The sequence below is a fragment of the Blautia glucerasea genome (genome assembly GCF_020537505.1).
GTDB lineage: Bacteria > Bacillota > Clostridia > Lachnospirales > Lachnospiraceae > Blautia_A.
Genome location: NZ_JAJBMO010000007.1, coordinates 52,795 through 78,208 on the forward strand (window position 1 = coordinate 52,795; position 25,414 = coordinate 78,208).

Sequence of the window (25,414 nt, forward strand, 5' to 3'; positions counted from 1 at the left end):
CATAGAAAAAACTTGAAAAATCCGAGAAAAGTGATACAATAAAATAGACTAATTATAAATGAAAGAAGGAATATTTGTGAAGAAAAATTATTATATCACAACTCCAATATATTATCCATCAGGAAATCCTCATATCGGTCATTGCTATACTACAGTTGCATGTGATTCAATAGCAAGATATAGAAGAAAACAAGGTTACAACGTCATGTTCCTTACAGGTACTGATGAACATGGCTTAAAGATCGAACAGAAAGCCAAAGAGGCGGGAATAACTCCAAAAGAATATGTTGATAATGTTGTATTAAAATTTAAAAAATTGTGGTCATATATGAATATTGATTATGACCGTTATATTAGAACAACAGATGAGTATCATATAAAAACAGTTCAGAGCATCTTTAAAAAATTATATGATAAAGGATATATTTACAAGGGAACATATGAAGGCAAATATTGTACACCTTGTGAAAGTTTTTGGACTCCTTCCCAGCTTGTAAATGGAATGTGTCCAGATTGCGGAAGACCTGTAATTGATGCTAAAGAAGAAGCTTATTTCTTTAAATTATCACAGTTTTCGGATAGATTGGAAGATCTGCTTTTAAACACGGATTATTTACAGCCGAAAAATAGAGGAATAGAACTGGTTAATAATTTTATCAAACCTGGACTTGAAGACTTATGTGTGTCAAGAACAACATTCAAATGGGGAGTACCAGTTACATTTGATGAAAAGCATGTTGTGTATGTCTGGATTGATGCTTTAAGCAATTATATCAGTGCATTGGGTTATGATAATGACCAGTACAATGACTATGAGACTTTTTGGCCGGCAGATCTGCATATGGTGGCAAAGGACATTATGAGATTTCATGCACTTATATGGCCAGCTATGCTTATGGCCTTGGAGCTGCCATTACCAAAGCATTTAGCAGTTCATGGATGGATTACGTTTAATGGTCAAAAGATGAGTAAATCAAAGGGAAACGTTGTTGATCCTTTTGTATTAGGTGAGCGATATGGGTGTGATACAATACGATATCATATTCTCCGTGAGATGGCAATCGGTGCGGACAGCAGCTTTTCTAATGAAGTATTGATCAATCGAATTAATTCAGATTTAGCTAATGGATTCGGTAATTTAGTGTCCCGAACTGTTGCAATGGTTGATAAGTATTTTGGAGGACAGCTGAGCACTGAACGTGAATATGACGCATTGGATGATGAGCTTATTTCTTTAGCTACATCTATTCGGGGTGCTGTTGATACTTATATTGACAATACACAAATTAATTTAGCATTGGCGGAAATATTTAAACTTGTGGATCGGTCAAATAAATATATAGATGAGACGGAGCCGTGGGTTCTTGGGAAAAACCCGGAGAAAAAGGCGCGTCTTGCTACAGTGTTGTACAATTTACTGGAGTGTATTAGAATTTCATCTGCATTGTTATCATCTTTTATGCCTTCTACAATGCCAAAAGTATGGGAACAAATTGGTGCGGAAGAAGAACATGTATCATATGACAATATGAACAAGTTTAATGTTTTACCTGTTGATGTTAAGGTTAAAAGAGGGGATATTATTTTCCCTAGAATTGATATCGATAAAGAAATTGAAGCATTAAATGCTATCATAAAAAACAACGAAACCGTTAAAGAGGAAAATAATATTGAGCCAATTGAAAAGAACATTTCATTTGATGATTTCATGAAAGTTGATATGAGAGTTGGCGAGATAGTAGAATGTGAGAAGGTAAAGAAATCCGACAAATTATTACACCTCAAAATCAATGATGGATTTTCTGGAAGACAGATTGTTTCTGGAATTGCAAAATCATATAAACCAGAGGATCTGATCGGAAAAAAAGTCTTCTTTGTAGCGAATCTTGAACCGAGAAAAATATGTGGTATAGAGAGCCAGGGTATGATTGTTGCTGCAGAGAATGAAAACAAAGAGGTTGTTATATCTTTTGCTGATTCAAATCTGAAACCTGGTACTAGATTAGGTTGAAAATGTAAAAAATAGAATTTAAGTTAAAAAATTCTGATTTGTGAATTGCGGACAGCGATAATTCATTTTTATAAACAAAATTAACGTTAACCATATTGAATAATTATACCAATTTGGTACAATAGACCCAACTTATCAATGTATTTTGACAAAGGAGGGTCTTTTTTATGTTAGCAAATGAAAAAATGGCAAGCGAGTTACTTCAGAAGAATCTGTTGTACATTATCAAGAATGAATATCGATCTCAGAAAGATTTTGCAGAAAAAATGGAAATTGCACCGCCGACACTTGTGAAAATCTTAAAATCCGGACAGATTCCCGGTATTTACCCTTTTTTTTATAACTTAGAAAAAGAAACCCCATACACCATGTCAGAAATACTGAGTACTGATATTACAGTCAAAGACGAAGAAAGCTTTTCAAGAGATGTAAGCAAGGAGCAGGCGGACAAGCTGTGCGGTCTTTACTGTTTCTATTACTATGATACGGCTGCTTTCAAGGGACGTGACAATAAAGAGGCGAAAGAAGCCTTAAATAGTGGCTTATTGCTGATTTATAGAAACAAAGCGAATAAGGAATATGCCTGTATTGCGCAGTTTGGCATGAAGGTTAAGGAGATGCGCGAGAAGTTTTTAACCTTGGGCGGAGGGAAAATCAGCACGGTTACTTCGCTGGATAATACCGCAATTAAAATGAAAAGCTATTCCTCTGTTCATTTGTATCAGGGAACCGTGAAAATTACCAGTGGTCATGTTTATCTTACTCTGGATTACGGAGAAAAAGATCATGCTTTTATTATTCTTCACAGACCAGATGGAACCGGAAAATATTATATTGGCGGTCTGGGAGCAATGGTGTCTACCTCAAAGGGCAGGACTTCTTTTCCCTGTATGCAGACGCTGGGCGTGTCACGGTTTAACATGGATATTTCCGAAGAGGAAATTGCAAGAAAGCTGCTGCTGGGCTATCCTTCCATCAAACCAGGAGATAAGTGTGAACCATTGTTGAAGCTGATCAAGCAGTTATATCAGAAACGTCTGGAATACGATAATATTTCCGAGAATTTTGAAATGGAGCTGTCTGATGTATACAGAGAGAGTTTAATTCAGGGGGAAGTTACAAGATTGATCAACAGTGTTGTGGAAAGCAATGTTTTCCGCACATTTAAGATTTCTTATATTGACGATGATGAGTGGTATCATTTTGTAAAAAAATTCAATCCCAGAAATCGTGGATAATAGAACGAGGAGGCTGACTATGGAAGACAGACTGTTGGCACTGAAGAAAACAAAAAATGTTAATACTGCAGCACCTGAAATGGTGGAGGAATATACAGAAGAGCAGATCAAAGAAATTCACGAGAAATATAGCAGAATCATAAAGACGATGTATGCACATGGAGTTATGGCAGATACAAAACTGCTTAATGATGCATTTCAGTTTGCTATGGAGAAACATAAAGGGGCTCTGAGAAAAAACAAAGAGCCCTATATCCTGCATCCTATCGCAGTGGCTCAGATTTTGGCGAATTTAGGCTTTGAAAGCGATCTGGTGGCAGCAGCGCTTTTGCATGATGTTGTAGAGGACTGTGATGTCACTGTAGAATATTTGACGGAACGGTTTGGGAAAAATGTAGCCGATACAGTAGATGCACTTTCCGCAGTAAATGTTATCACATCTGCTGATCCGGAAATGGAGAAAAAAGACGTAGATGTATTATCAGATGTAAAGCTGCTAAATGAAATTGAAAAAAATCCGAAGGCGATCTATGTAAAAATCGCGGACCGTATGCATAATTTGACGACGATCGGTGCTTTCCCTTATGCAAAACAACGGGCAAAGGCACAGCATACAAGAGAAATCCTGATTCCGCTTGCACGTAAAATGGGAGTTTACCGTCTGATCTATGAATTGGAAGATTTGTGCTTTGGAATCGAGAACCCAGAATGTTATAGAGCAGTAAAAGAAAAATATGAGCAGCTTTTATGGGAAAACCGGTATGGTGTGAAGGAAGTGCAGGATTACCTCACTATGATCTTTTTTGGAGACTCTCTTGATAGTGTTCGAAAGAGTGATTCGCTGTCCAAATTTATTCTTTCCTGTGGATACCGGAAAAGATATATGGAGAGTATTTTTCGTAATGTAACATCGCAGGTCTCGAATATCCTTACGGATCTGGAAAAGAACATATGCAAAGAAAAAGTGGAATTATATGATATCTATTTTATTGTAAAGGATGAATGTGCATTTACAGCGGTAGACGTCTTTTTCCATTTTTATCAGGAGCTCCTGAATGGCTCTTACCGTATCACCGTAACGGAAATTAAAAGAAATGCAGAAGATACCCGTTCGTATTTTGTATTAGTGGATTGCTACAACAATAGATATCGTTTGTTTGTGGAAAAAGAATCGGATTATCTGAACAAAATGAATGGAGTTATTCTGGGAGGAGATCTTGGCTTAAAAAAACTTGGCAAAATTGATACCGCGGAACCGGGAGAAAGCTTTAAGCCATTTATCAATGTATATCGTAAGGATGGGACTATGGTGCAGATTGAAGAAGGTGCCACTATCCTCGATTTTGCCTTTGCCATTCATCCGGAAATTGGAATCTGTGCACGTTACGCTCTGGTTAACAAAAAACAGGAGCAGATTCCATTGTATGCAAAATTAAATGAAGGTGATCTGGTAGAGATTGTCCACGATTCCCATAAGGATAATCCGGAATTGAATATTCCCCATGCAACCATCCGCTGGTTTGAATATGTTCGTACCCGTGAAGCTACGAGAGCTTTATCCAGGTATCTTGAAAAGCATGTTGAGTCGGCAAAACCGCTGATACAGGTGCACGATGCAGAAGGAAATACGTATGAGATAGAAACGGGATCTACGGTGTTGGATTTTGCATTTCTTTTAGGAAACGAAACAGGGCTTCATTTTAAAGCTGCGTATGTGAATAAAAGTAAGAATAAAACCCGTATAGATAAAATGCTGGGGTATGATGATGTCGTGAAAATAATATCTGATGCTAGTGATACAGCAACTCCGAAATTTGAATGGTTGAATATTGTGAAAACCCAAAAAGCGAAAGATGCATTATTGGAATACTTTAATTCGGTATTAAAAACTAAGTGAAGAGGAGCTTCTCTGTATAAGAATTGGAGGCTGATGTGATGAAGTACCCTAAGAAGAACCATTATCTGACTTTTAAAAGAATGAATGAAAATGATGTTGAAGTAAACAATGAGGTCGAAGACATAAGTTGGACAATGGATATTAGGACAGCCAGATTTCTTTATGCATTAGATGGACGAAAGAATCCCTATAAAATGAATCCTTACAGGAGTAGGGATGAGGTTACCCAATTGCTGGAACGGCTAGAGGAAGAGGAATTACTGGATAGCGGTGAGAGAATTACCCCTCTTGGCATTGGAAGTGTGATTATTTCTTTATGGTTGCCGAAAGTTACACGGTTTAGCCGGTATCTTGGAAAAGTGTGGAATAAAATACTTTTATTCTGTTGGATGCCAGTTTTTATACTTGGAGTAAGGATACTTTTATCTGGAAGGTGGAGGGGAACGGATAGTGATTTTGGAATTGCTTATGGATATTTGATTTTGGCATTTGGATTACTTTTTCATGAGTTAGGGCATGCGGCAGCAAGTCTTGCCTATGGAGGAAGATTTTACGAAATGGGAATCATGCTGCATTATTTTCTTCCAGGTGCGTATGTGATGATTTCCTATGATAATGTGAAAAATCGCATGAAACGGGCACAGATTTCTGCGGCTGGTATAGAGAGTAATATGCTTTTGGCAGGGATCTGTCTCTGTTTGTTGAAAATGGGGATATTTGATCCAATAGCACTATTGATAGGTGCGTTCTTTAATGTGATGGTAGCGGTATCTAATTGTTGCCTAATTGATGGACTGGACGGTATGGGGCTTTATCAGGAATTTCTTGGCAGAGGGTTTCTGGACAAAGCCAGGCTGCTGGTTCGGGACTCTAGAGGGAAAAATAAGATTAGACGAAGGGGGATTAATGGAGAAATTACCCTAGTGGCTTGTTATCTCATTGTAATTATGCAAGTGTTGTTGCCAATTATTCTTTTGATGAATGTGTTTAGTATTGTAAGCATTTTTGTTTGAGAAAACACAGCGGACAAGTTGGAAGGGAGAGGTGGTTACTTATGAGAAAGCGAAACCGGTTATCCGGTCTGACAGTTTTACCCATTGTAATTTCAATCGCATCGGCACATTACAAAATGCTATGGTTAATCCCGGTGGCTGTGTTTTCCATGCTTGTATTGGTGGGGACGCTGCCATTTTGCAGGAAACATGAGAACTTATGGATGTTTGTGCTGACGGCATTTTGCTCAATACCGGTTAATTGGTTCCTTTTAACAAATTTTGAAATATGGAAGAATGTTTTATATAGTGGGGGTGAGAGCCGCATCCTTACGAAAATTGTAATCGTTGAATATATGATGGTTTTGACAGGGGTAGAAGAGATTATTTTGGGATTGCTTACACGTATGTTGTGGAGAAAACAGTACAAATTGTATATCCCTGTGGACGAAGAAGAGTAGGAGGAAGTCCAATATGCGTTTTATAGACAGCCATTGTCACCTGCATCACCGAAAATTTAATAAAGACAGGAACCAGCTTCTGGAGCAGATTGGGGAAAGCGAGATTTCTGCTTTTATTGAAGTGCCTATCGGGCTGCGGTCCAACTCTGATATGAGGAAAAAGATTGCGCTGCCGCAGGTGTACTTTGCGGCGGGAGTACATCCTTTAAAGGTGGAAGAACTGGAGACTCCGGGGGCATGGGAGCAGGTGCGGAAGTTTGCGGAGATGGAAAATACGGTGGCTGTGGGAGAAACGGGGCTGGATGACCGGACTTTAAGGCAGGAACTGCAGGAAGAATGTTTTAAGCAATTTATAGAACTGGCGCTTGAGCTTGACAAGCCGTTGATCCTTCACTTACGGGGAGACGGGGCTTATGGAAGAGCACTGGAAATATTGAAGGAAAGGCAACGCAGGTATAAGGGTGTTTTGCATTGCTTTCATGGAGATATTCGGGAGGCGGAGCCGTTTCTGGAATTAGGGTTCTGCCTGGGAATCGGGGGCCTGGTTACTTATGAGGAAGAAGAGGAGCTTCGGGAAGCAGTTGCCCAGATCCCATTGGAGAAGATTTTGTTGGAAACGGATTCCCCGTTTTTAAAACCGGAGGCTTGTGTGGAGGACAAGAGAAATACGCCGCTTAATATACCGGTGATCGCGGAAGAAATTGCTGGGATAAAGGGGATTGCAGTAGGGCGCGTGGCGGAGGAGACGGTACTAAATACGAAGATGTTATTTGAAATATAAAATATAGAAAAAGTATTAAAATTGGCACGCTAAATGCATTTTTTGGCGTCCTCGTGGGAATGACCGTGATGAGGAGATTGCTTATAATACTATCATAGAAAACAAAGTTGATCCAAAGTTAAGGAGGGCTAGGCCTATGAAAAAAGCGTGGAAAAAAACATCTGTTTTTTATGGTGGGGATTTTGTTGCAGGACCAGGATAATCTGAAGTTTACAAAACCTTTGGAATGAATAATTTCAGAAAGTTCATATGGTATAAAAATGGTAAAAATGACCAAAAAAGAAAGAAAAATCGAGATTTATTGACAATATTAGAGAAGAATAAATAATTTTATTTAATAAAAATTCAAATTGTACGGAATAAAGAAAGGGAGGAACAGAGATTATGGGTAAGTTTGATGAAATTGGACAGGGCGGATTTGATCCAGTTGGTGGACAGGGATATTGTGTTGATATTGCCATGCTTATTGATGCAACTGGCAGTATGTCCCCGATCATTAATGAGGTAAAAGAGAATGCAATGGCTTTTTGCGCCAAATTTCATGAGGCAATGGAAGCATCTGGAAAGAATGTTGATGAACTCCGTATTAAGGTGATCCCATTCCGCGATTATGCATATGATGGAGATCAGGCAATGAAGGAGTCTGGCTTTTTCTCTTTACCGGAACAGAATGATGCATTTAGAGATTATGTGAGTTCTATCACTGCAACAGGCGGTGGTGATGAACCTGAAAGTGCACTTGAGGCAATGGCACTGGCTATGCGCTCCGATTGGACGACCAAGGGTGCGAAGAGACGTCATGTTATTCTCGTATTCACAGATGCGTCTGCAGTTCCGTTAAAAGAATCCAACAGAACTAAAAGTGAATATTATCCAGAGAATATGCCAGCTGATCTGGCAGAGCTTGGTGATATGTGGAGTGGATGTACTCAGGAACTGGGCGGAATGCCGGATGAACAATCTGCAAGGCTTGTTCTTTTTGCTCCTAATGTAAAGCCCTGGTGTGATATGCAGGTATGGAATAATGTCTGGGTATCTTTCTCAAAGGCTGGAGCCGGTTTGAGCGAGATTGATACCGGTATGGCTATCAATCTTCTGGTTGCTTCAGTTTATTAAGCCAGGCGATCAATAATTAATATATTTATATTAGCTGCGTATTGTTGTGCGCAAAGATGTGAATGTTTGATTAAGGGCAGGACAATAAATCTATCCTGCCCTTTTGCGTTTTTGTAGGAGGAAAAACAGATGTTGCAGATGCGAGTGTATAGTGAACGTACCAGTGCAATTAACGGCATAATAACAAATGTTGGGGAAGATGCGCATCCTTTTGTTAATAATGCAGGAATGTTTGTGGCAGATGGAATGGGCGGCAGCGCTGGCGTTCCCATACTCAGATTTGATGAGAGATGCTTCGATGAAGACACTCTGTCCAAAATGCTTTGTGATTACTTTAGTTTTAATTCTGCTGAGGACAAAGAAGAATTTTGCGCCTATTCTAAAGAAAACTTTTCAAGCCTTTCAAATCCTGTAATGAAAGAGTTCTATAGAAATCCAACTGGAAATATATTGCGCTTAAAGAAAAGCGGATATGTAGGTTCGCATGTATTAGGTGCTGTTTTTGCCGCAATGCTGATCCATTTAGCATCAAGCAATAACTATTCACAGTTGGATGTTTCATCATGGAAAGAAACTGTAGAGAAATACAAAGATAGTATGTTTGAGCAGTATAAAAAGGTTATTTCTGTTCTTGGCTCAGAATATGCCCGGGTAAGCCTGGACAAGATCGACTATTATGGAACCACCATGGCAGGGGTGTTTTTTAAGGAAAATGAAGATTCTGTAGACGCGATTTTTTTAAATTGTGGGGATTCCCGCAGCTATGTCTGGGATTCAAATGGCTTTAGACAGGCATGTGATGATCAGGGAAGAAATGGTGGTATGACAAGCCGGTTTAGTTTAGGAAAAGAGGTTAAAGTCAGGATTTCATGTGAAGTGCGAAATTATAAAAAACCCTGTTCCCTCTTTTGTATGACAGATGGATTTTATGGCGTTTTTGGAGGAAAAGATGGATTTCATTCAACACCTCTTTATATGGAAGGCTTTTTGATGAATGTGCTTAGTACCCAATCGTCAATTGAAGATGCAGCATCCAGATTAAAGTCTGTATTTGATACAAAGGGTCAGATCGATGATAGTAATAGTATGGTGATGGCTTCCTTTGGTTATAATACCTACGAAGAATTGAAAGCGGCTGCAAAGAACCGTATGGATCATATAAATAGAGAGTATTGCCTGACAAGTATGCCAGATGATTTTTTATTGGTCGACTATAAAAAGATAGTTTCTGATCTACAGGAGGCTTCTGCTGACAGTATTAAACCATTATTAAAAGAGGCATATAAAGATGAAGGGGTTCGTTCATATTGTTTGACGCAGATCGATCAAATAGCAAATGCTGCAAAATACAAGCAGGAAATAAGAAGAATTGACGATAAAATTGCTGCTGTTAAAGAAAGTAATGGGGAAATCAAAAAAACCTTGTATGTCATTGTCCAGCAAAATTTTACGGACTTTGAGGATATCGAAAGTGTAGGACAATCCATATTTACAAAATGGAAAAATAATGTTAAAGGTACAAGCCTGGAAGATGCCAGATATTATGGAAGGGAATTCTCCAGTGATTATCATTTTAGAGCCAAAACGATTGAGGGGCTTGGTGAAGAGCTGGCATCATTAACGAATAAAATTAAGGAGAAAACAGATTCTATAACAATTAATATTGAGGCACCATGGGTGAAAGCTGCAGAGGAAGAAACTTTGGCATGGGTTAGAACAACCAAGGAGGAGCTCAGCGAATCTTTTAGGCGCTTACAGGATAAATTATCAAATGTTGTGAAGTATAGTAAAAATCTTACAGAGGATCGTGAGAAATGGGAACAGATTAATAGTATACTTATGAATGATTATCTTGATAAGGGTGGTGAAAGTAGTCCGCAGAGGATAGTTGACAACTGGTTAAAGGATGCTTTCGTAATAGAGGATGCGATTATTGATACAACAATTCCTTCCGTAAGATTCGCCATCATTAAGCTGGTTAAGCAGTATCTGGAAAATCTTGAAGAGATAGAACAAATGGATATTGAGCGTGTACAGGCAGTGGAAATCGCTGCACGTAATTATTGGGAGGATAATTCCTGCAAGGATATCCATAAGCTTCTGAGAAATGATAAATGCTTTGGATACAACACTTTATTGAAACAACAGATAATGGACACACTGGATCAGAACGAAGATCTTACAAAATATGAGAAGTTATCTCAGATGCAAAGTGAGGTTTTTGAACGATATCTGAAATTGCATTTATCTGAGACTAGTGAGGATAAAGTTTTTGATGTTGAGAAAAACGGATGGATGTAAAGCTGATTAGTTATATTGTCCATCGACTAAGTAAAGAAAGGTTATTAAATCATGGCGAATATAATTGGATATACGATTAATTTTGAGGACATGAAATCAAGCACTTGCGGTATGATCGGCGTAGCTCAGAAAGATGGAAAAAAATATTTCTGTAAGAAATTTAATAATCCGGTTGAACCAGATAATAATGGAGCACTTAGCCCTAAAGCCAGGGCTAAGAATCAGGCTGCGTTTGACGAATTCAGAAGGAGAAAGACCAGAGTAAACCGTACTTTAAGAGACATAGCTGGATTAGGGGGAAATATTGTCTTTCCTATTGAAGAAACGGTATATGATCATCATTGGACTGAGTTTACAGAATACATAGAGGGAACCATGCCTGAGGACCGGTATTCAGAAGTGATCAGAGGTCTTGATGAAAATGAAAAGATGCTGGTTCTGAAAATAGCCATGGGGGCATTACAGACGATCCATGGGCAGAGAATTATTCATGGAGACCTAAAGTTAACAAATATTATGCTGGTAAAGAATGATATGGGACATTTCGTTTCCAAAATCATAGATTTTGATGGGGCTTTTTTTGAGGATGATGTTCCGTTAGATTCTATTATTGGAACTGTGGACTATTATTCACCGGAACTGGCAGTATATTCAAGCAATGAGGATCCTGAGTTTAGAAAAAAAGTCAGCAAAATGATGACTACCAAATCTGATATTTTTACTATGGGACTGATTTTACATGAGTACTTAACTGGTGAGAAACCAAAGCCGGACCGTCTGTCTTCTTCATTACAGAGATTGGAGGATGCCGGAAAGTTTATTTATCCGTGGCAGATTGTCCTTACAAATGATAGAGGAGAAGAAAAGACACAGTTAGTGATAAGTAGTGCGGTCTCTGAGCCGGCATATGTTGCTTTGATTTCAGATATGCTGAATCTGGAGCCTGAAAGAAGACCTTCAGCAGTTGAGGTTCTTAAACGATTAAATAATAAAGAATTGCCAATAGAGGCGGATACATGGCCGGAGCATGATATTACAATTAATGTTTCGAGGGCAAAAGAACAGGTGATTGGACTTCGCAAACTGTAATTTATATAATTATCTCTCTAACTTTCCCCATTTTATAGGCTTTCCCGCCTGTCCATTAGTGAAATGATATGTAGTTTCCCTTATTTTTGCCCTTATGAGATAACCAGAGGTCGTCCCAATAAGTTTGCCACAAGTGGCAACCGGTCTGCGTTCACGCTTGCCGGGCTCGTTCCGTCGGCGGGGCTTTCAGCCAGACCTGCTCATGCCGCAGGAGGCACTCTTCGCCAGAGAGGCGCATTCCATGCAGGCTGCTATGCGCAGGGCACTCTTACGCAGAGGGCGTTCCGGCAATGCTGCTTTTCCTAAAACCGAAAGCAATGTTGCCGGAAATCTATGCCGGATGTGCAGAAAGGAGGAATCCAGACATGGCGATTTTTCATTACACAGTCAAAATAGTCGGACGAAGTAAAGGGAAATCTGTTATCTCCGCTTCCGCATATCTCAATGGGGATGTGATGAAAAACGAGGAAACCGGGAGAATCAGTTATTACACTTCTAAAAAAGAAGTGGTCTACACTCGGCTGATGATGTGTGAAAACGCACCTCCTGAATGGCAGATAGTACCAGAAGAAAATATAAAACGCTTTCAAAAATCTGTCCGATACAAAAGATCAGAAGATAAAGAAGCTGCTTTAGAAAAATTTAAAATCACATTTCAGAAACAAAGGTTATGGAATGAGGTATTGAAGATTGAAAAAAATGCAGATGCCCAACTTGGCAGGTCATTTGAATTTGCCCTTCCCAAAGAATGGAACAGACAGGAACAAATTCAATATACAACTGACTATATTCAAAAAACTTTTGTAGATAGAGGAATGTGTGCTGATTGGAGTATCCACGATAAAGGGGATGGCAACCCCCATGTCCATCTGCTTCTGACTATGCGTCCTTTTAACCCGGATTATTCTTGGGGAAAGAAAGAAGTCAAGGATTGGGATTTTCTCAGAGATAAAAACGGAAATATCGTGATTGATGAATCCCATCCGAACTGGTGGCAGGATAAGAAAAACCCTGACCGTCATGGAATCCGTATCCCTGTATTAGACGAAAACGGAATTCAGAAGATGGGTGCAAGAAACCGCCTGCAATGGAAACGGGTGCTGACCGATGCTACCGGATGGAACAATCCAAAAAATTGTGAACTGTGGCGGAGTGAATGGGCAAAGGTGTGTAATGAACATCTTCCTTTGCATAATCAGGTCGATCACCGTTCTTATGAAAAACAGGGAAAACTCCAGATTCCTACCATCCATGAAGGCGCTGACGCAAGAAAGATTGAACAAAAGTTTCTTGCCGGGCAGGAAATAAAAGGCTCGTGGAAAGTAGCGGAAAATCAAATCATAAAACAACAAAACACGTTATTGCAAAAGATACTGGACACCTTTGGAAAAGTATCGGGTGCATTATCATTATGGAAGGAGCGATTAAATGACATTAGAAGAAAGCCGGGAAATTATACCCTTAATGGAATCCATGATTGGGCAAATCGAAGAACAGCAGACCTTAATGGCAGAAATGATTCTGGAAATGCAGAACCGGGACACCCAACTCTCTCTTATGCAGGAACAGAATCAGAAATTGCAAAAATTAAACAGCGAGTTATCCGAGCTGCTCAACATTTTGCCAAATACCGAGGAACTGCTTTCCAAGATGGAAGAACAGAAAACGAAGATAGAACTTTTGGAAAACGAAAATCAGCAATGGCAGAAATTGGCACAGACTCTGAACAGCGAAAACAGTTTATTGCTGAAACAGAACACCGAATTGCTGAACTGGAACAGCAAATAAGGAAAGGACGTGATATAGATGAACGAATCCAGAGAATCAAAGAACGCCGAACAGTTGGAAGAACTTCTGCTCTTGACCGAGGAGATACAAGAAGAACTGGAACAGAAAGACCAGCTTATCGAGGAACTGAAGACGCAGCTCAGCGAATCTCTGACCTTGAACGAGAAATTAAACAAAGAGAACAAAGCCGGGAATATTCAAGCATTAAAGAACGACTTGAAGCTGGCAGACAGAGCATTGCAGATCGAGAAAGAGAAGCTGCGAAGCGCAAACGTCATGATAGAGGAATGTCAAGATAAAATATGCTATTTAACACAGGAACGGGATTATGCCCGGACACATCAGAAAATCGTAGAAATACCGGTAGAAAAGCCGGTACTCTATGAAAAATGTGAAGCCTGTAACCGGACAGCCTATCAGAATGCAAAAGCAAAATACGAAACACAAAAAGAGCGACTTGCAGGACAGTATAAAGCAAAAACGGTAATGTTCCAAACAACCTTGTTCCTTCTTGCATGGTATTCGTTGACAACCACTCTTTTTCAGGCAGTACAGTCAGATATGTTCCTTGTCGATTGTAAATCATTCTTCAATGATTTAGCATCATTCATACAAACCTTTGTCGGATGGACGATTGATGCCGGGCATTCTGCGGCACAGATTAGTACAAAAATTCCAAATGCTTTTATAGCCGGAATGGTATATTGGTTATTGCTAATATTGATTGTAGGAATATGTATGGCAGGAACAGGGATGCTGGCGATACTGATAGAAATAAAGGTTATAGAATTATATAAGAAAAACTGTTGGGATGTTATTACTCTACTAATGATACTGACAAGTGTTGCTATTGTCATTTATTTTGGAGAATCAATCAAAAAAGTACTGTCAGTAAATCTTCTATTGCTTTTCGTACTTTCGCAGGGCGCATATGTTGGAATTAGATGTTATCTTAAAGTTTGGTTAGAAAAAAGACCATATTAGTATTTTCAACTTACTGTATAGACAGTAAAATTACTCCATACCAGCCTAGTGAAAATTTACTGTATGAAAAGAAGTATTACAGAGAAAAAAGGCTGTAAAAACAGGAACAGCCAGCCCGAAAGAATTTACGGACTGGCTGTATCAGCAGAGTAATGTAATTGTGGAGCTGACCGAGATATGAAAAGCTTTCTATCATCAATTTCGCATTATTGCAATAACAGATTGCTTCTTCCATGAATGAATAAGCAATATTGTCATCAAACTTTCAAGCATAAACATAGCAACAGCAAAAAGAGTAAAAGCAACAACCGGAAATACAAATCCCGTAGACATGCCTGCATTTTTCAAAAATATACCGATTGCATATCCGCCGGGGATTCCAACAACAGCAGTTATAAGCAATGCAATCAAAGTAGTAAAAAGACCTTCCATCATAAATGCTTGCTTCAACTGCTTATTTGTCATACCAATAGATTTTAGTGTGCCCATTTCCTGTTTCTGTGATAAAAGATTTGTCACAGTAAGATTGATTTGATTGATGACCGCAAATATCCACAAGATGGCTGCAATCGCATAAGCTAATGTAAAACCTGCACGATTGTCTGATTGGTGTTCTACAATAAAATCTTGAAGGGTTTGTAAGCGAACATCCCTATTGTCAGAAACAAGTAATTTGAGTTCTTGCTCGATTATCTCCTGATATTCAGCTTCTGCTTGTATTTCGATTGCGTATGTACAGTCATAACCTGCAAGTTCTTTGAGCATATTTTCCGGCATTCTGAAAATATAGCCACCCATTCCATCATTGCTGGAAGTGATTGCACCAATTTTGAATGCTTTTGTTATTGTTTTACCACTATGATTTTTGAAATTAAAGGTCACAGTATCCCCAATTTGAGGTTTCCAATGGTAAACATCATAAATACGTTCGGGATCACTTACAACTAATTCTGTATCATCAGTAATATTTCCAGACAAAACCGCTGCATTTAGCGACGCCAAATCCTTTTCATTATAGCCGAGCATCAAGGTGCTATCTGAAATATCATTGTCTGTTGAGAAATCAACTGGTACGGTAGCATAAGTAAATATATTGCTAACTCCCTCTATATCTCCAACACGCTTTACATAATCAGAAAAATATTCTTTCTGCAAGAGAGCATCCAAATTTTCACTTTCGTTTTCTAAATCAATGCTGATTTTGAAATCTCCGTACTTCATATCCCAATAACGAGCCATACTCTCGGCATTAAAAGAACTCTGATAACTTGCTGCAAGGAAAAATATAACTCCGCACAGTCCCAATGATAAAATGGTCAATAGAGATTTTTTTCTGTTTCTGGAAAAGCTGATTTTCGCTAAATATACAGGCGTAATACGATGTCTTTTGTGAGTGCGGTAATTTACAATTCCCACTGGATTTTTCAGGGCGGAAATTGGAGAAGTATTCGCTGCAATTTTTGCTGGTTTACGAACACTAATATAAACAAGCAGTATTCCAAAAAGGCATGCGCCACATAGAGAAACAATAAATGCAAATACTGACCAGCCTTTTGATTGCAGACAATAGCTGATGATCGTTCCCATGATACTACCAATTAAAATCCCCGGAACTGCAAGCATATAACCCTGTTTAAGAACTATTTTATAAATTTGCTTTTTACTTGCCCCTATTGTCCGAAGCTGTCCGAACTCAGCAACTTTTTGTCCAACCGAAATATAGAAAATGCTGTAAATTACAAGTGCGGCAGCTAAAAACAAAATGGCAGCAACTACACCATATACCGCATAATTACTGAAGGACAAAGTTGTATTTACATAATCATAGTAACTGCTGACTGTCCAATTATTCAGTCCAGTCTCCTCTGAAATTTGAGATAATATTTCTGTTGCTTCGTCTTTTGTAAGGGTATCTGCATTTTCAAGCCAAACATATCCATTAAGCAGGTTATTTCCACGTAATTCCCGGCATTTTTCAAGTGAAACAAAAACAGGATAAGCGGTAGAAGTTTTATCATGATAAATACCAACAATAGTATAATTCTTCAAAGTACCATCCAGATTCAACTGAACTATGGCGTTGATTTCCGGAGACTTATTTTCACTGGCAAAAAAGGCATCTGTAACAGCAATTTCACTTGCTTTCTCTGGATATTTTCCGTCAAAGGCAGGAATCAAACTAAGCATGTCATCATCATAATAAATCAGAGACAGTTCTTTAGAATTTTCTTTCACTGTTTTGATATTACAGGAAAGTCCTACACTTTTTACTTCTTCGTTTGCTAACAACTTTTCTTTACTGTCCTGCGTAATGTCAAAGAAAATCCCTTGATGTAATCCTTCGATTTCTTTCTGATTTTGATAAATGATATTTTGCACTGTGAGCAACGACATCATTATCATAGCAACGGCTACAATAATTGCCGAAAGGCAAAATAAGTTTTTCTTCTTATCAAAACGCACACTTTTTCGTGCTAATTTTTTAATTACTGCACTGGTATCATTTTCAAAAGGATAATTCATAATTCCCACCTCCTTTAGCCAACAATTTTACCATCTTCAATCCGTACAATGCGGTCTGCGAGTTGAGCGATCTCGTTGTTGTGAGTAATCATTACAATGGTCTGATTAAATTCTCCGCTGGTATGCTTCAAAAGCCCTAACACATCTGCACTGGTCTTGCTATCAAGATTTCCGGTCGGTTCATCAGCAAGGATAATCGCAGGCTTCGTAATTAAAGCTCGTGCAATCGCTACACGTTGCTGTTGACCGCCTGAAAGATTGTTCGGCATATTTTCCAGTTTATCTTCTAAAGCCAACATATACACAACTTCGTCCATAAATTTCTGGTCTACTGTATCGCCATCCAGTTCCACAGGCAGGACGATATTTTCATATACATTCAAAATCGGAACCAGATTATAATTTTGGAAGATAAATCCGATGTTACGACGGCGGAAAATTGTCAATTCATCATCATTCTTTTTTGCGAGTTCTTCTCCCCGTACAATCACGCTGCCGGAAGTGGGGGTATCAAGTCCTCCCATCATGTGAAGCAATGTAGACTTACCGCTGCCGGAAGTTCCAACTACGGCAACAAATTCTCCCTGTTCCACAGTAAAATTTACACCATTAAGGGCACGAGTAATATTTGGTTCTGTGCCGTAATACTTCTTTAAGTCGATTGTTTGTAAAATGCTCATATTCAAATGCTCCTTTCAAGGCTTTCTATCTGTTGATAAAGCCATTGTAAACCACAAATGTTACACAAATGTCCGAGATAGAAAAAATTTTTATCGAAAATCAGAGTGAAATGTTACAACGCTCGGACATTTCAAAAAAAGTGGTTATATCTTACCTTACAGGAAGCATAATAGAAAATTCTGAGCCTTGCCTCAGCTCTGAAACAACCTTGATATAGCCCCCTTGCCTTGTTACAATCTCACGAGCCAAATACAAACCTATTCCCACACCCTGTTGATCGTGTACTTCTTCCTCACGATAGAAGCGCCGGAAGATGGCAGCCTGATTGCTTTCTGAAATGCCCTTGCCGGTGTCGGTCACTTTGACCTCTACGTACATTTCCCACTGAACCACTGATACAGAAATCTTTCCACCTGACGGAGTGTATTTTACTGCATTGTCCAGCAGATTGAAAAGGGCTTCGCTTGTCCACTTGCTGTCATGGGAGATTATCAAATTTTCCGGGCAATCCACGGATACAGCAATTTCTTTTTTCTCTGCGGCATATACAATACTGCTCATGGCTTGTGCAAGCGTATGGAATAAGCTGCTGTCTTTCTTTTCTAATCGTATTGCTCCGGTTTCCAACCGGGACGTTTTAACCAGTGCTTGGAACAGAAAATCCAGTTTATCAGTCTGACTACGTATGCCTTGTAAAAAGTCCATCCGTTCTTCTTCTGAAACAGGCTTTGTTAAAAGTGTGTCCGTTACCATTTGCAAATTGCTGACAGGCGTTTTAACTTGATGTGAAATATCAGAAATCAGCATTTGAAGCTCCTGTCGTTCCATGTCTACCTTGTGCCGGTTTTTCTGCATAATCTCATACAACCGAATTAAGCGGTGGTTGATACGGGCAAAAAGAGTTTCACTATCATTTGACTTTTGTAATTCCTCGTTTCCATCAATCATGTTGTCCAGCGTCCGGCACAAATTAGAAGTAAAATGAGAAAGGCGTTTTCCAAAAATCAGCACCAATAGCCAAATCCAGAAAAACGCACAGAGTGTCAATGTTCCACCCACTATAAAAATTCGTATATCCTGCATTATACCGCCGAAAATACCGGTAATTACCAGCATAGAGAAAACCATGCCAGCACTAACCAGTCTACAAATTTTCTTAGCAGAAAGGTTATTCAGATTCATTTCTTTTCGCCTCCTGTCCATTGATACCCCATACCATAAACCGTTTTGATATATGTGTCGCCATCCGCTTCAATCTTACTGCGAATACGGCTGATAGAAGTAGTAAGGGTATGTTCATCTACATATTTTTCATCAACATCCCACAGTTTTTCTAAAAATTGTTGGCGAGTAAGTACCTGCTTCGGATTTTTAAGAAATAGGTTCAACATTTTATATTCCATCGCAGAAAGTGCTAATGGTTTCCCGTTCAAACTTGCAAATTGTTCCGAAAAATCCAGAAACAAGCTACCATCCTCGTAAATATCCTTAGCTGGTTTGTGATGCTCCAACATAGCGAACATGGCTTTGATTTTTCGCTGCAAAGCACTAATCGAAAAAGGTTTCGTGATATAATCCACTGCACCAGCTTCATATCCCCGTATCTGATTGCTTTCCTGATCGTTGGCAGTTAGAAATATAACTACTGTATCAGGATGCTCTGGCTTGATAAGACGGCATAGGTCATAACCATTTCCGTCTGGTAAATTTATATCCAGCAATACCAAATCAAAAATGTTTGTTTTTAATGATTCAGCGGCTGTCCTTGCATTCAGAACAGAAGTTATTGTGTAACCGTCCAATTCCAAATTATAAGTAAGCGTTTTATTCAAAAGATTATCATCTTCGACAATTAAAATATGCTTCATATTATCACTTCCTTTTCTTTTTGCAGATAGTATAACAGGCAAATGTCCGAGAATTGTTACAAGGACAAATATATTTTTCATTTTACAGCTTTTTTCTGTGTACTGCAATTTTATAAAAGAAAGGACAGCAGTGTCAAATTGCTGTCCTTTCTTTTATCATAGCTGGTAGTGTATAAGCGTGGGTTCATCATATCGGGTGTGGTATCTTTAACTACAGGAAACTCCCTACAACACTATCTCACTTCTTGCTTAATAAAGTTCTAATGAATCTTCTGTATCCACCCACATCTGTAAATTGCCATCAAGATATAATCTTGCATATTCCAAAGGCTCATCCACAGCCAATGAAGTAAGCGCACATTCTGATCCATATGTGGTTTTTAAATTTTTTTCAGCTTCCCAGCAATCAATGCGAAGCATATATCCAGCACTTGTGTAAACATCAATACTATCGTGGTTTATATTATATTCTGCATAAATTGTTCTCATCGTATCTTATCTCCATTTTCTTTTGATAATCAGTTACAGAGTTAAATATCGAAAACATTTCAATCAGTTCACCATGTCGTTATTGTTATATGTTATATTGTGTTATGAAATTTTCTTTCCCTTAATTTTTCCCATATTAAGGTTCATGAAAAGCAATGGGAAAATGTAACACAAGGGAAAGAGTAAGGGAAAGTTCACTTGCTACAAACTTAGTATTTTCAAGGGTTTGCGAAGAATTTGATAATCAAATATAACAGTTATTAAATTTCCTAAAATATGTGAAATATCAACTGTAAGTTACCAAAGAAAAAGAAGTTGTACATGCTTATGAAATCATGGAAAAAGATGGACGCCGGTACATAAAGTCAAAAGAGGAATTGGTCTCATTGGGCTTGGCGTTAATGGCTGAAAGCTGGACACCACCTAGAACAGAAGATAAGATCAGATGGAATATGGATGAACTGAAAAAAATGTTTATATCTATTGCGCCTGATGCTCCTGGAAGATATTTTTTGTTTGACAAGCGAGGTAATAAACGAATTATGACGGTAAGTCAATTGGTCATGATGAGGTTTGCTGAGAGAACAGAAGCTGCGGCGGCTTCCACTGCAACGCCTTTTGCGGCGGCACGTCCTGCAACGACAGTTTCGGCTGAAGCACGACCTGTTACGGCGCGTTCTGTTTCTGAGCCTTCTGTTACAGAAACTCCTGTTGTAAAAACGGTTACAGAATCCGCGCATGATGAAACTGAACTTTGGGACGAAGATCGCAGTTATTTAAAACTTAACACAGAATTATTTGGTGAAAAAAATATTACATTTTTAGGCAGAATTGAAATGGGAGGTATCAAAGGTTACAAATTTATGATTAACGGTATGGAACGTTGTATGAATTCTCAAACCTGTAAAATGATGAATTTCTTGATCAAAAAATAAGGAGGCAATCTAATGAAGGCAAAATGGGTTTGCCCCGTATGCAGTACTACAAATATATGCGAAAAAACGGAACGGATGAGATGCTTTGTATGTGGAAGTTATTATGAAGAAAGTCCGCATATATCCGAAAGTCTTCATCTGCCAGAGCGGGAGGATCTGACATCGGCAGATGTTTCAGCTGCGAAACCTGGGGTCCGGGAAAAATTAAATAATTTCATAAAAAAAATAAAATCTTCATTGGGGTTAAAAGAAACAGATCGTCCGAAACGTAAGCTTGCAGACTGGAAAATTGGACACTCATCATCAGACAGTAAAGAAGCTTATGTTGAAGCAACTCCTATTTACGAGGAAATAAGCGATTGTATTCCGGAGACAGATATAGAAATTGATAGGGATCCTACGGAAAGAATAGGGGAAAGTGAACATTTAGTGAAACGTTCGTCTGAAATATATTCAGGGAAGTCTTCTGCGGATGTTCGTTCTTTTACTCCCTGGCCGGAACATAGAATTGTATTTGATATGGAAAAATTAAATGCAACGGGATGCGTAAACGTTGAACGGACTGAGGTTAGTGGAAGCAAATATTATAAATTAACATATCGAAATGGGACAGAAAGAATTATGAACATTTCTAACTTGAAACTGGTGGGATATGTCAGAGATATGTAAGGAGAGAAAAAATGGGCTTTTTTAACTATGTGAAAGCTGCTTCTAAGTTTAAAGACAATGAATATGTCTTAGAAATGATTAAAAGGCTGAAGGATTTTGACGAATTTCATTGTCTTAGGGATTCAAGTCTTCTGTTAGCAGGAAGAATCAATCAAATTATCGGGAAAGCACCAGAAGAGTATATTAAGTGGATATGCCTTTGAAATCGGTTATGGAGATGATCTGGCTGAAGCATTAGACCGCTTAACAATGGGAACCCCTCAGGCAACTTTATTAAAAATGTTAAGCAGTACACATCCAGAACCAGGAGATCGGATCGGCAGGCTACAAAGCATGGGTGCTACATATTCGAGATATTAAAATATGGATAATTTATATGAAACAGTCAATAAAGTTCTTTCTCATAAAGAAGAAATCATAATTAATGATTGTGATGATCCGAAAGACGCAATTACAAAAATTATTTGTACAAGACCGGAATTACTATATTATATAAAAGGTTTTTCCTTGTCGCGTGTTGGTAAAACCACTACGTTAAATATAAAATATATGAATTTGTCAGTCCCGATGAACAAAATCCATTTTGTAAAAGGAGACAAAATTGAGTACTTGTTGCGCCAGACAGTAATTAGTTACGCTAAAACAGTGATATTTGTTTTATCTGACCGTGATAATTTGCAATGGATACTAAATTGCTTTATGACAAAATCTATGTCATTTTATCCCAATGTGAAAAGCTATGCGATATCTTCATTTGGTTTTAGCGGTATGAATATTCCATATACTGCATATGAAATACAGTTTAATTACCGCATAGGCACAGTAATGTTAAAACAAATGGAAATTGAAGTAGAGAATAAGATTAAAGAAATTTCCAGGAAGTTATTTCCATTCCATATGCCTGATTCTGTCAAATGTTTTATAGCGCATAATTATTTAGCAAGTACTATTGTATATTATGATATTGATAATGGCAGTCCTCTTGAAAGAAGCTATGTTCAAAGTGCTTATGGTGCATTAATCCGTGGGAAATGTGTGTGTCAGGGATATGCAGAAGCGTATAAAAGGATTCTAAATTATGTTGGAATTCCTTGTGATTTAGTTTCTGGAAAAATCCTTGATACAGATGAAGGCTGGCATGCATGGAATATTGTTCATATAAATAAAAATACAGTGCATGCACATGTAGATGTCACCTGGGATTCACATAACAAAAAAGTTTCCACAGAGTATTTTGGAAAAAGTGATGATTATTTTAATAACAAGAGAGATTGGAACCGGTTTTATTATACTCATTGTCCGAAAGATAATAACATGCTGGGTGAAGCCCACTATTACTGTATGACTTATAGAAGAAAGCTATTAGAGAGTGGGCTTCGAAAAGAATGGATTGAATGAAGGTGAGAATAGTTGGCTAATGAGCACGATAACACTTTAATAAAATGGGTCTGCAGTGAGTGCGGATCCAATAATATGAGCCATAAGGCTCTTGTTTATCAGTGTTCGATTTGTAACAAGATTCGAAGTACTGAGCCATTAATGACTGTAAATGGCGACAATATATTAGAACCGCCAGTTACAGAAGTTAAGATCAGGTTAAATAAATCGAACTGGTATAAATATCTGGATCCCCTGTCCGAGCAGGGAATGTGTGTGATAGCAAGAATTTTGCGGATTGCTCTTAGGATTATGCTTGCTTTTGTCATTTTATCATTCTTCATTCATTATGATTCATGGAACGAAGTTCTATATAATTTAAATAGCAATTGGCAAAGTATGAAGATGAGAATAAACATAAATGGGATTGAACAGATGCTTCAGCAATGCCAGAATTGCTATTTGAGCCTATTATCTTCTGTGAGTTCTAATATTATATGGCTAAAAAATAAAAATTTACTTATACAGACTGATACAACGAGTATTATTTTGGATAATATTCAAAATAAATATTCAATAATACTTCAAAACAAACAATTACTTGAAAATGAATTTTTAAAAAGAATAGTGAATACAACAAACATGTTTCCGGTTCTGTTATTACATATGAAAGAGTTAAGTGTTACTTTGATTGATAATGCAAATATATATTACCATAACTTAATTCAAAAGCTTATAGATACAAAAGACCTGGTGGAAAGGAAGTTTAGCAAATGACACAAATATTTCTTATTTTTATATATTTATCAACAGCTATAGCTATTTTAGCAACATTGATCGTATGCGTGAGTATTTTTGTAAAGTGTTTAAAAAAAGACCACTCTTCAGTAATGGATATAACTTCAATTTACTCACAAATCGGAATCTGCAAAAAAACAGGGATTATTTTTACTGTTTTGGAATGGTTTCTGTTTAGCTGTGAAAAAAAAGAAATCTGTCTTAAAGGATATGCAAACTTATCAGGTGTCTGTTTGCAGATAGGGATCATCTGGATTGTTTTTGCATTCATTTGTATCATAATTAATATGATGGTGAGCATATGTAAAGCGGATGCTAAAACAATTGCGAATTTATGCAGGTTTAGAAATTCTTCTTTTGGAGTTGGCGCGTTATATATTTTGTTTTCTTTTATTCTGAATGTATAACACCACATTTTTGGGGGCACGTGGGAATGACTGCAAAGATTCAAAGTCGTACAATGGGGGTATAGAGAAATGTTTTAGGAATTTGACGATGATGTATATGGTGAATGCACCGGGGGGTATTATGTGGAATAAAATAAAAGGTACTGTTGGAAAGAAAGAACTTGAAAATTATTATGATCCAAGCCCGGGCTCTGACGAAGAACAGCTGATGTGGGAAAGAAGAGCCGCTCGTCTTAATCAGATGGACAGATACGTAATTGTACGTAATCCGAATATGGGAGAAATTGAGTTTACAGTGGTGAAAAAAGAAAATCAGGACGATCGGTATAATCACAATCAGGTCTTCAATCCCAATGCGCTGGACGAAATCTACGAAAACTGCGTGGAAATACTGATCTCCAGGGACGTACCCAGCTGCAGAGGAATTTATCCCTTGAAAAATGGGGACTACATTGCGATGATGGCCAAAAAGATTCCAGGAGAGAATGCTTTTGATGATCGTTTCCTTGAAGTTTGCAGAGGCATTATCCTGGAAGGAAAAGAATTGGAGTTCTTTTGTCATCAAATCCTGGCAGAACCAGAAGGCGGAGAAAAGTTTTTCTTCCCTGAGGACGAACTTGATCCTGAACATATGGAAAAATGGGCACTTCCATCTCCAGATGTGTTGAAAGAACTAAATCATCATAACTTGAACTATTGGCTAGAACAGCTGGATTATAGAGAAATTATCGGTCTTGGGAGTGCATTGAAAGCAGTGGGAAAAGAGAACATGAAAATCCACCTTGACATTCCAATGGAGCAGCAGGAATCCATGTTTGCGGCTTTATGCTGCATTAGCGGGCTGATCAAAGAGAGATTGTTTATTCTTTTAAATGGAGAATGCCCTATGTGTCCTATGGGGCCGGATATTCTGGTCACGGATTCGATCCGGTTTAATCATAATGCAAGATACTCCTTTATGGAAATTGATGATTTCATTGACATGGGGCTTAGATTGGTTTAACTCATC

Annotated in this window: 23 protein-coding genes and 1 pseudogene; 19 read left to right on the top strand and 5 right to left on the bottom strand. The window is 38.1% G+C overall.

The annotated features are described in order from the left end of the window. The first annotated feature begins 76 nt into the window (after nt 1-76). The 12 genes and pseudogenes from metG (at nt 77) to LIQ05_RS07965 (ending at nt 14,658) form a co-directional block, all read left to right on the top strand. A complete protein-coding gene (gene metG, locus LIQ05_RS07915; RefSeq protein ID WP_330633967.1) occupies nt 77-2,011 on the top strand; it encodes a methionine--tRNA ligase in 1,935 nt (644 codons plus the stop codon). 167 nt (nt 2,012-2,178) lie between these two features. Further along, nucleotides 2,179-3,249 (top strand): hypothetical protein, encoded by a 1,071-nt coding sequence (locus LIQ05_RS07920; RefSeq protein WP_226819788.1) that lies wholly within the window; start codon nt 2,179-2,181, stop codon nt 3,247-3,249. Nucleotides 3,250-3,268: 19 nt separating this feature from the next. Beyond that, nucleotides 3,269-5,146, top strand: a complete 1,878-nt coding sequence (locus LIQ05_RS07925) for an HD domain-containing protein (RefSeq protein ID WP_226819789.1) — start codon at nt 3,269-3,271, stop codon at nt 5,144-5,146. A 38-nt stretch (nt 5,147-5,184) separates the two neighbouring features. After that, nucleotides 5,185-6,159, top strand: coding sequence for a M50 family metallopeptidase (locus tag LIQ05_RS07930; RefSeq protein WP_226819790.1), 975 nt, complete (start codon nt 5,185-5,187; stop codon nt 6,157-6,159). Between the two features lie 41 nt (nt 6,160-6,200). Then, a complete protein-coding gene (locus LIQ05_RS07935) occupies nt 6,201-6,599 on the top strand; it encodes a hypothetical protein (RefSeq protein ID WP_226819791.1) in 399 nt (132 codons plus the stop codon). A 13-nt stretch (nt 6,600-6,612) separates the two neighbouring features. Then, nucleotides 6,613-7,380, top strand: coding sequence for a TatD family hydrolase (locus LIQ05_RS07940; RefSeq protein WP_226819792.1), 768 nt, complete (start codon nt 6,613-6,615; stop codon nt 7,378-7,380). A gap of 384 nt (nt 7,381-7,764) precedes the next feature. Then, entirely contained in the window at nt 7,765-8,496 is a 732-nt protein-coding gene (locus tag LIQ05_RS07945; protein ID WP_226819793.1) for a vWA domain-containing protein, read from the top strand. A 129-nt stretch (nt 8,497-8,625) separates the two neighbouring features. After that, complete coding sequence (locus tag LIQ05_RS07950; RefSeq protein ID WP_226819794.1) at nt 8,626-10,797, top strand: hypothetical protein; 2,172 nt, start codon at nt 8,626-8,628, stop codon at nt 10,795-10,797. A gap of 51 nt (nt 10,798-10,848) precedes the next feature. After that, entirely contained in the window at nt 10,849-11,886 is a 1,038-nt protein-coding gene (locus LIQ05_RS07955; protein ID WP_226819795.1) for a protein kinase domain-containing protein, read from the top strand. A 103-nt stretch (nt 11,887-11,989) separates the two neighbouring features. Continuing rightward, a pseudogene (locus tag LIQ05_RS20285) lies at nt 11,990-12,282 on the top strand (hypothetical protein); the annotation flags it as partial. Then, a complete protein-coding gene (locus tag LIQ05_RS07960) occupies nt 12,252-13,973 on the top strand; it encodes a MobA/MobL family protein (RefSeq protein WP_226819796.1) in 1,722 nt (573 codons plus the stop codon). The pseudogene LIQ05_RS20285 and the gene LIQ05_RS07960, both read left to right, overlap by 31 nt. Beyond that, nucleotides 13,951-14,658 carry a DUF6040 family protein gene (locus LIQ05_RS07965; protein WP_008394183.1) on the top strand — a complete coding sequence of 236 codons (708 nt, stop codon included), beginning with the start codon at nt 13,951-13,953 and terminating at the stop codon, nt 14,656-14,658. The genes LIQ05_RS07960 and LIQ05_RS07965 overlap by 23 nt, the downstream gene beginning before the upstream one ends. Nucleotides 14,659-14,853: 195 nt before the next feature. On the opposite strand, the gene LIQ05_RS07970 is transcribed toward LIQ05_RS07965, so the two are convergent. The 5 genes from LIQ05_RS07970 to LIQ05_RS07990 form a co-directional block, all read right to left on the bottom strand. Then, the gene (locus LIQ05_RS07970; protein ID WP_006859032.1) at nt 14,854-17,181 is read right to left on the bottom strand and encodes an ABC transporter permease; all 2,328 of its coding nucleotides are present in this window, start codon (nt 17,179-17,181) and stop codon (nt 14,854-14,856) included. Nucleotides 17,182-17,195: 14 nt separating this feature from the next. After that, nucleotides 17,196-17,861 carry an ABC transporter ATP-binding protein gene (locus tag LIQ05_RS07975; RefSeq protein WP_006859033.1) on the bottom strand — a complete coding sequence of 222 codons (666 nt, stop codon included), beginning with the start codon at nt 17,859-17,861 and terminating at the stop codon, nt 17,196-17,198. A gap of 151 nt (nt 17,862-18,012) precedes the next feature. After that, nucleotides 18,013-19,044 carry a sensor histidine kinase gene (locus LIQ05_RS07980; protein ID WP_006859034.1) on the bottom strand — a complete coding sequence of 344 codons (1,032 nt, stop codon included), beginning with the start codon at nt 19,042-19,044 and terminating at the stop codon, nt 18,013-18,015. Further along, nucleotides 19,041-19,730 carry a response regulator transcription factor gene (locus LIQ05_RS07985; protein WP_009265522.1) on the bottom strand — a complete coding sequence of 230 codons (690 nt, stop codon included), beginning with the start codon at nt 19,728-19,730 and terminating at the stop codon, nt 19,041-19,043. Before LIQ05_RS07985 ends, LIQ05_RS07980 begins: the two co-directional genes overlap by 4 nt. A gap of 249 nt (nt 19,731-19,979) precedes the next feature. Beyond that, entirely contained in the window at nt 19,980-20,219 is a 240-nt protein-coding gene (locus LIQ05_RS07990; protein ID WP_006859036.1) for a DUF6061 family protein, read from the bottom strand. A gap of 335 nt (nt 20,220-20,554) precedes the next feature. On the opposite strand from LIQ05_RS07990, the gene LIQ05_RS07995 reads away from it, so the two are divergent. The 7 genes from LIQ05_RS07995 (at nt 20,555) to LIQ05_RS08025 (ending at nt 25,408) form a co-directional block, all read left to right on the top strand. Next, a complete protein-coding gene (locus tag LIQ05_RS07995; protein WP_226819797.1) occupies nt 20,555-21,154 on the top strand; it encodes a hypothetical protein in 600 nt (199 codons plus the stop codon). 12 nt (nt 21,155-21,166) lie between these two features. Continuing rightward, nucleotides 21,167-21,823: a zinc finger Ran-binding domain-containing protein gene (locus LIQ05_RS08000; RefSeq protein WP_226819798.1), complete on the top strand. Its 657-nt coding sequence runs from the start codon at nt 21,167-21,169 to the stop codon at nt 21,821-21,823. 11 nt (nt 21,824-21,834) lie between these two features. Then, nucleotides 21,835-22,026 carry a hypothetical protein gene (locus LIQ05_RS08005; RefSeq protein ID WP_226819799.1) on the top strand — a complete coding sequence of 64 codons (192 nt, stop codon included), beginning with the start codon at nt 21,835-21,837 and terminating at the stop codon, nt 22,024-22,026. A 160-nt stretch (nt 22,027-22,186) separates the two neighbouring features. Then, a complete protein-coding gene (locus tag LIQ05_RS08010) occupies nt 22,187-23,221 on the top strand; it encodes a transglutaminase domain-containing protein (protein ID WP_226819800.1) in 1,035 nt (344 codons plus the stop codon). A gap of 255 nt (nt 23,222-23,476) precedes the next feature. After that, nucleotides 23,477-23,977, top strand: coding sequence for a hypothetical protein (locus tag LIQ05_RS08015; RefSeq protein ID WP_226819801.1), 501 nt, complete (start codon nt 23,477-23,479; stop codon nt 23,975-23,977). After that, nucleotides 23,974-24,405 (top strand): hypothetical protein, encoded by a 432-nt coding sequence (locus tag LIQ05_RS08020; protein WP_226819802.1) that lies wholly within the window; start codon nt 23,974-23,976, stop codon nt 24,403-24,405. Before LIQ05_RS08015 ends, LIQ05_RS08020 begins: the two co-directional genes overlap by 4 nt. Nucleotides 24,406-24,526: 121 nt before the next feature. Beyond that, nucleotides 24,527-25,408: a hypothetical protein gene (locus tag LIQ05_RS08025; RefSeq protein WP_226819803.1), complete on the top strand. Its 882-nt coding sequence runs from the start codon at nt 24,527-24,529 to the stop codon at nt 25,406-25,408. Nucleotides 25,409-25,414 lie beyond the last annotated feature (6 nt).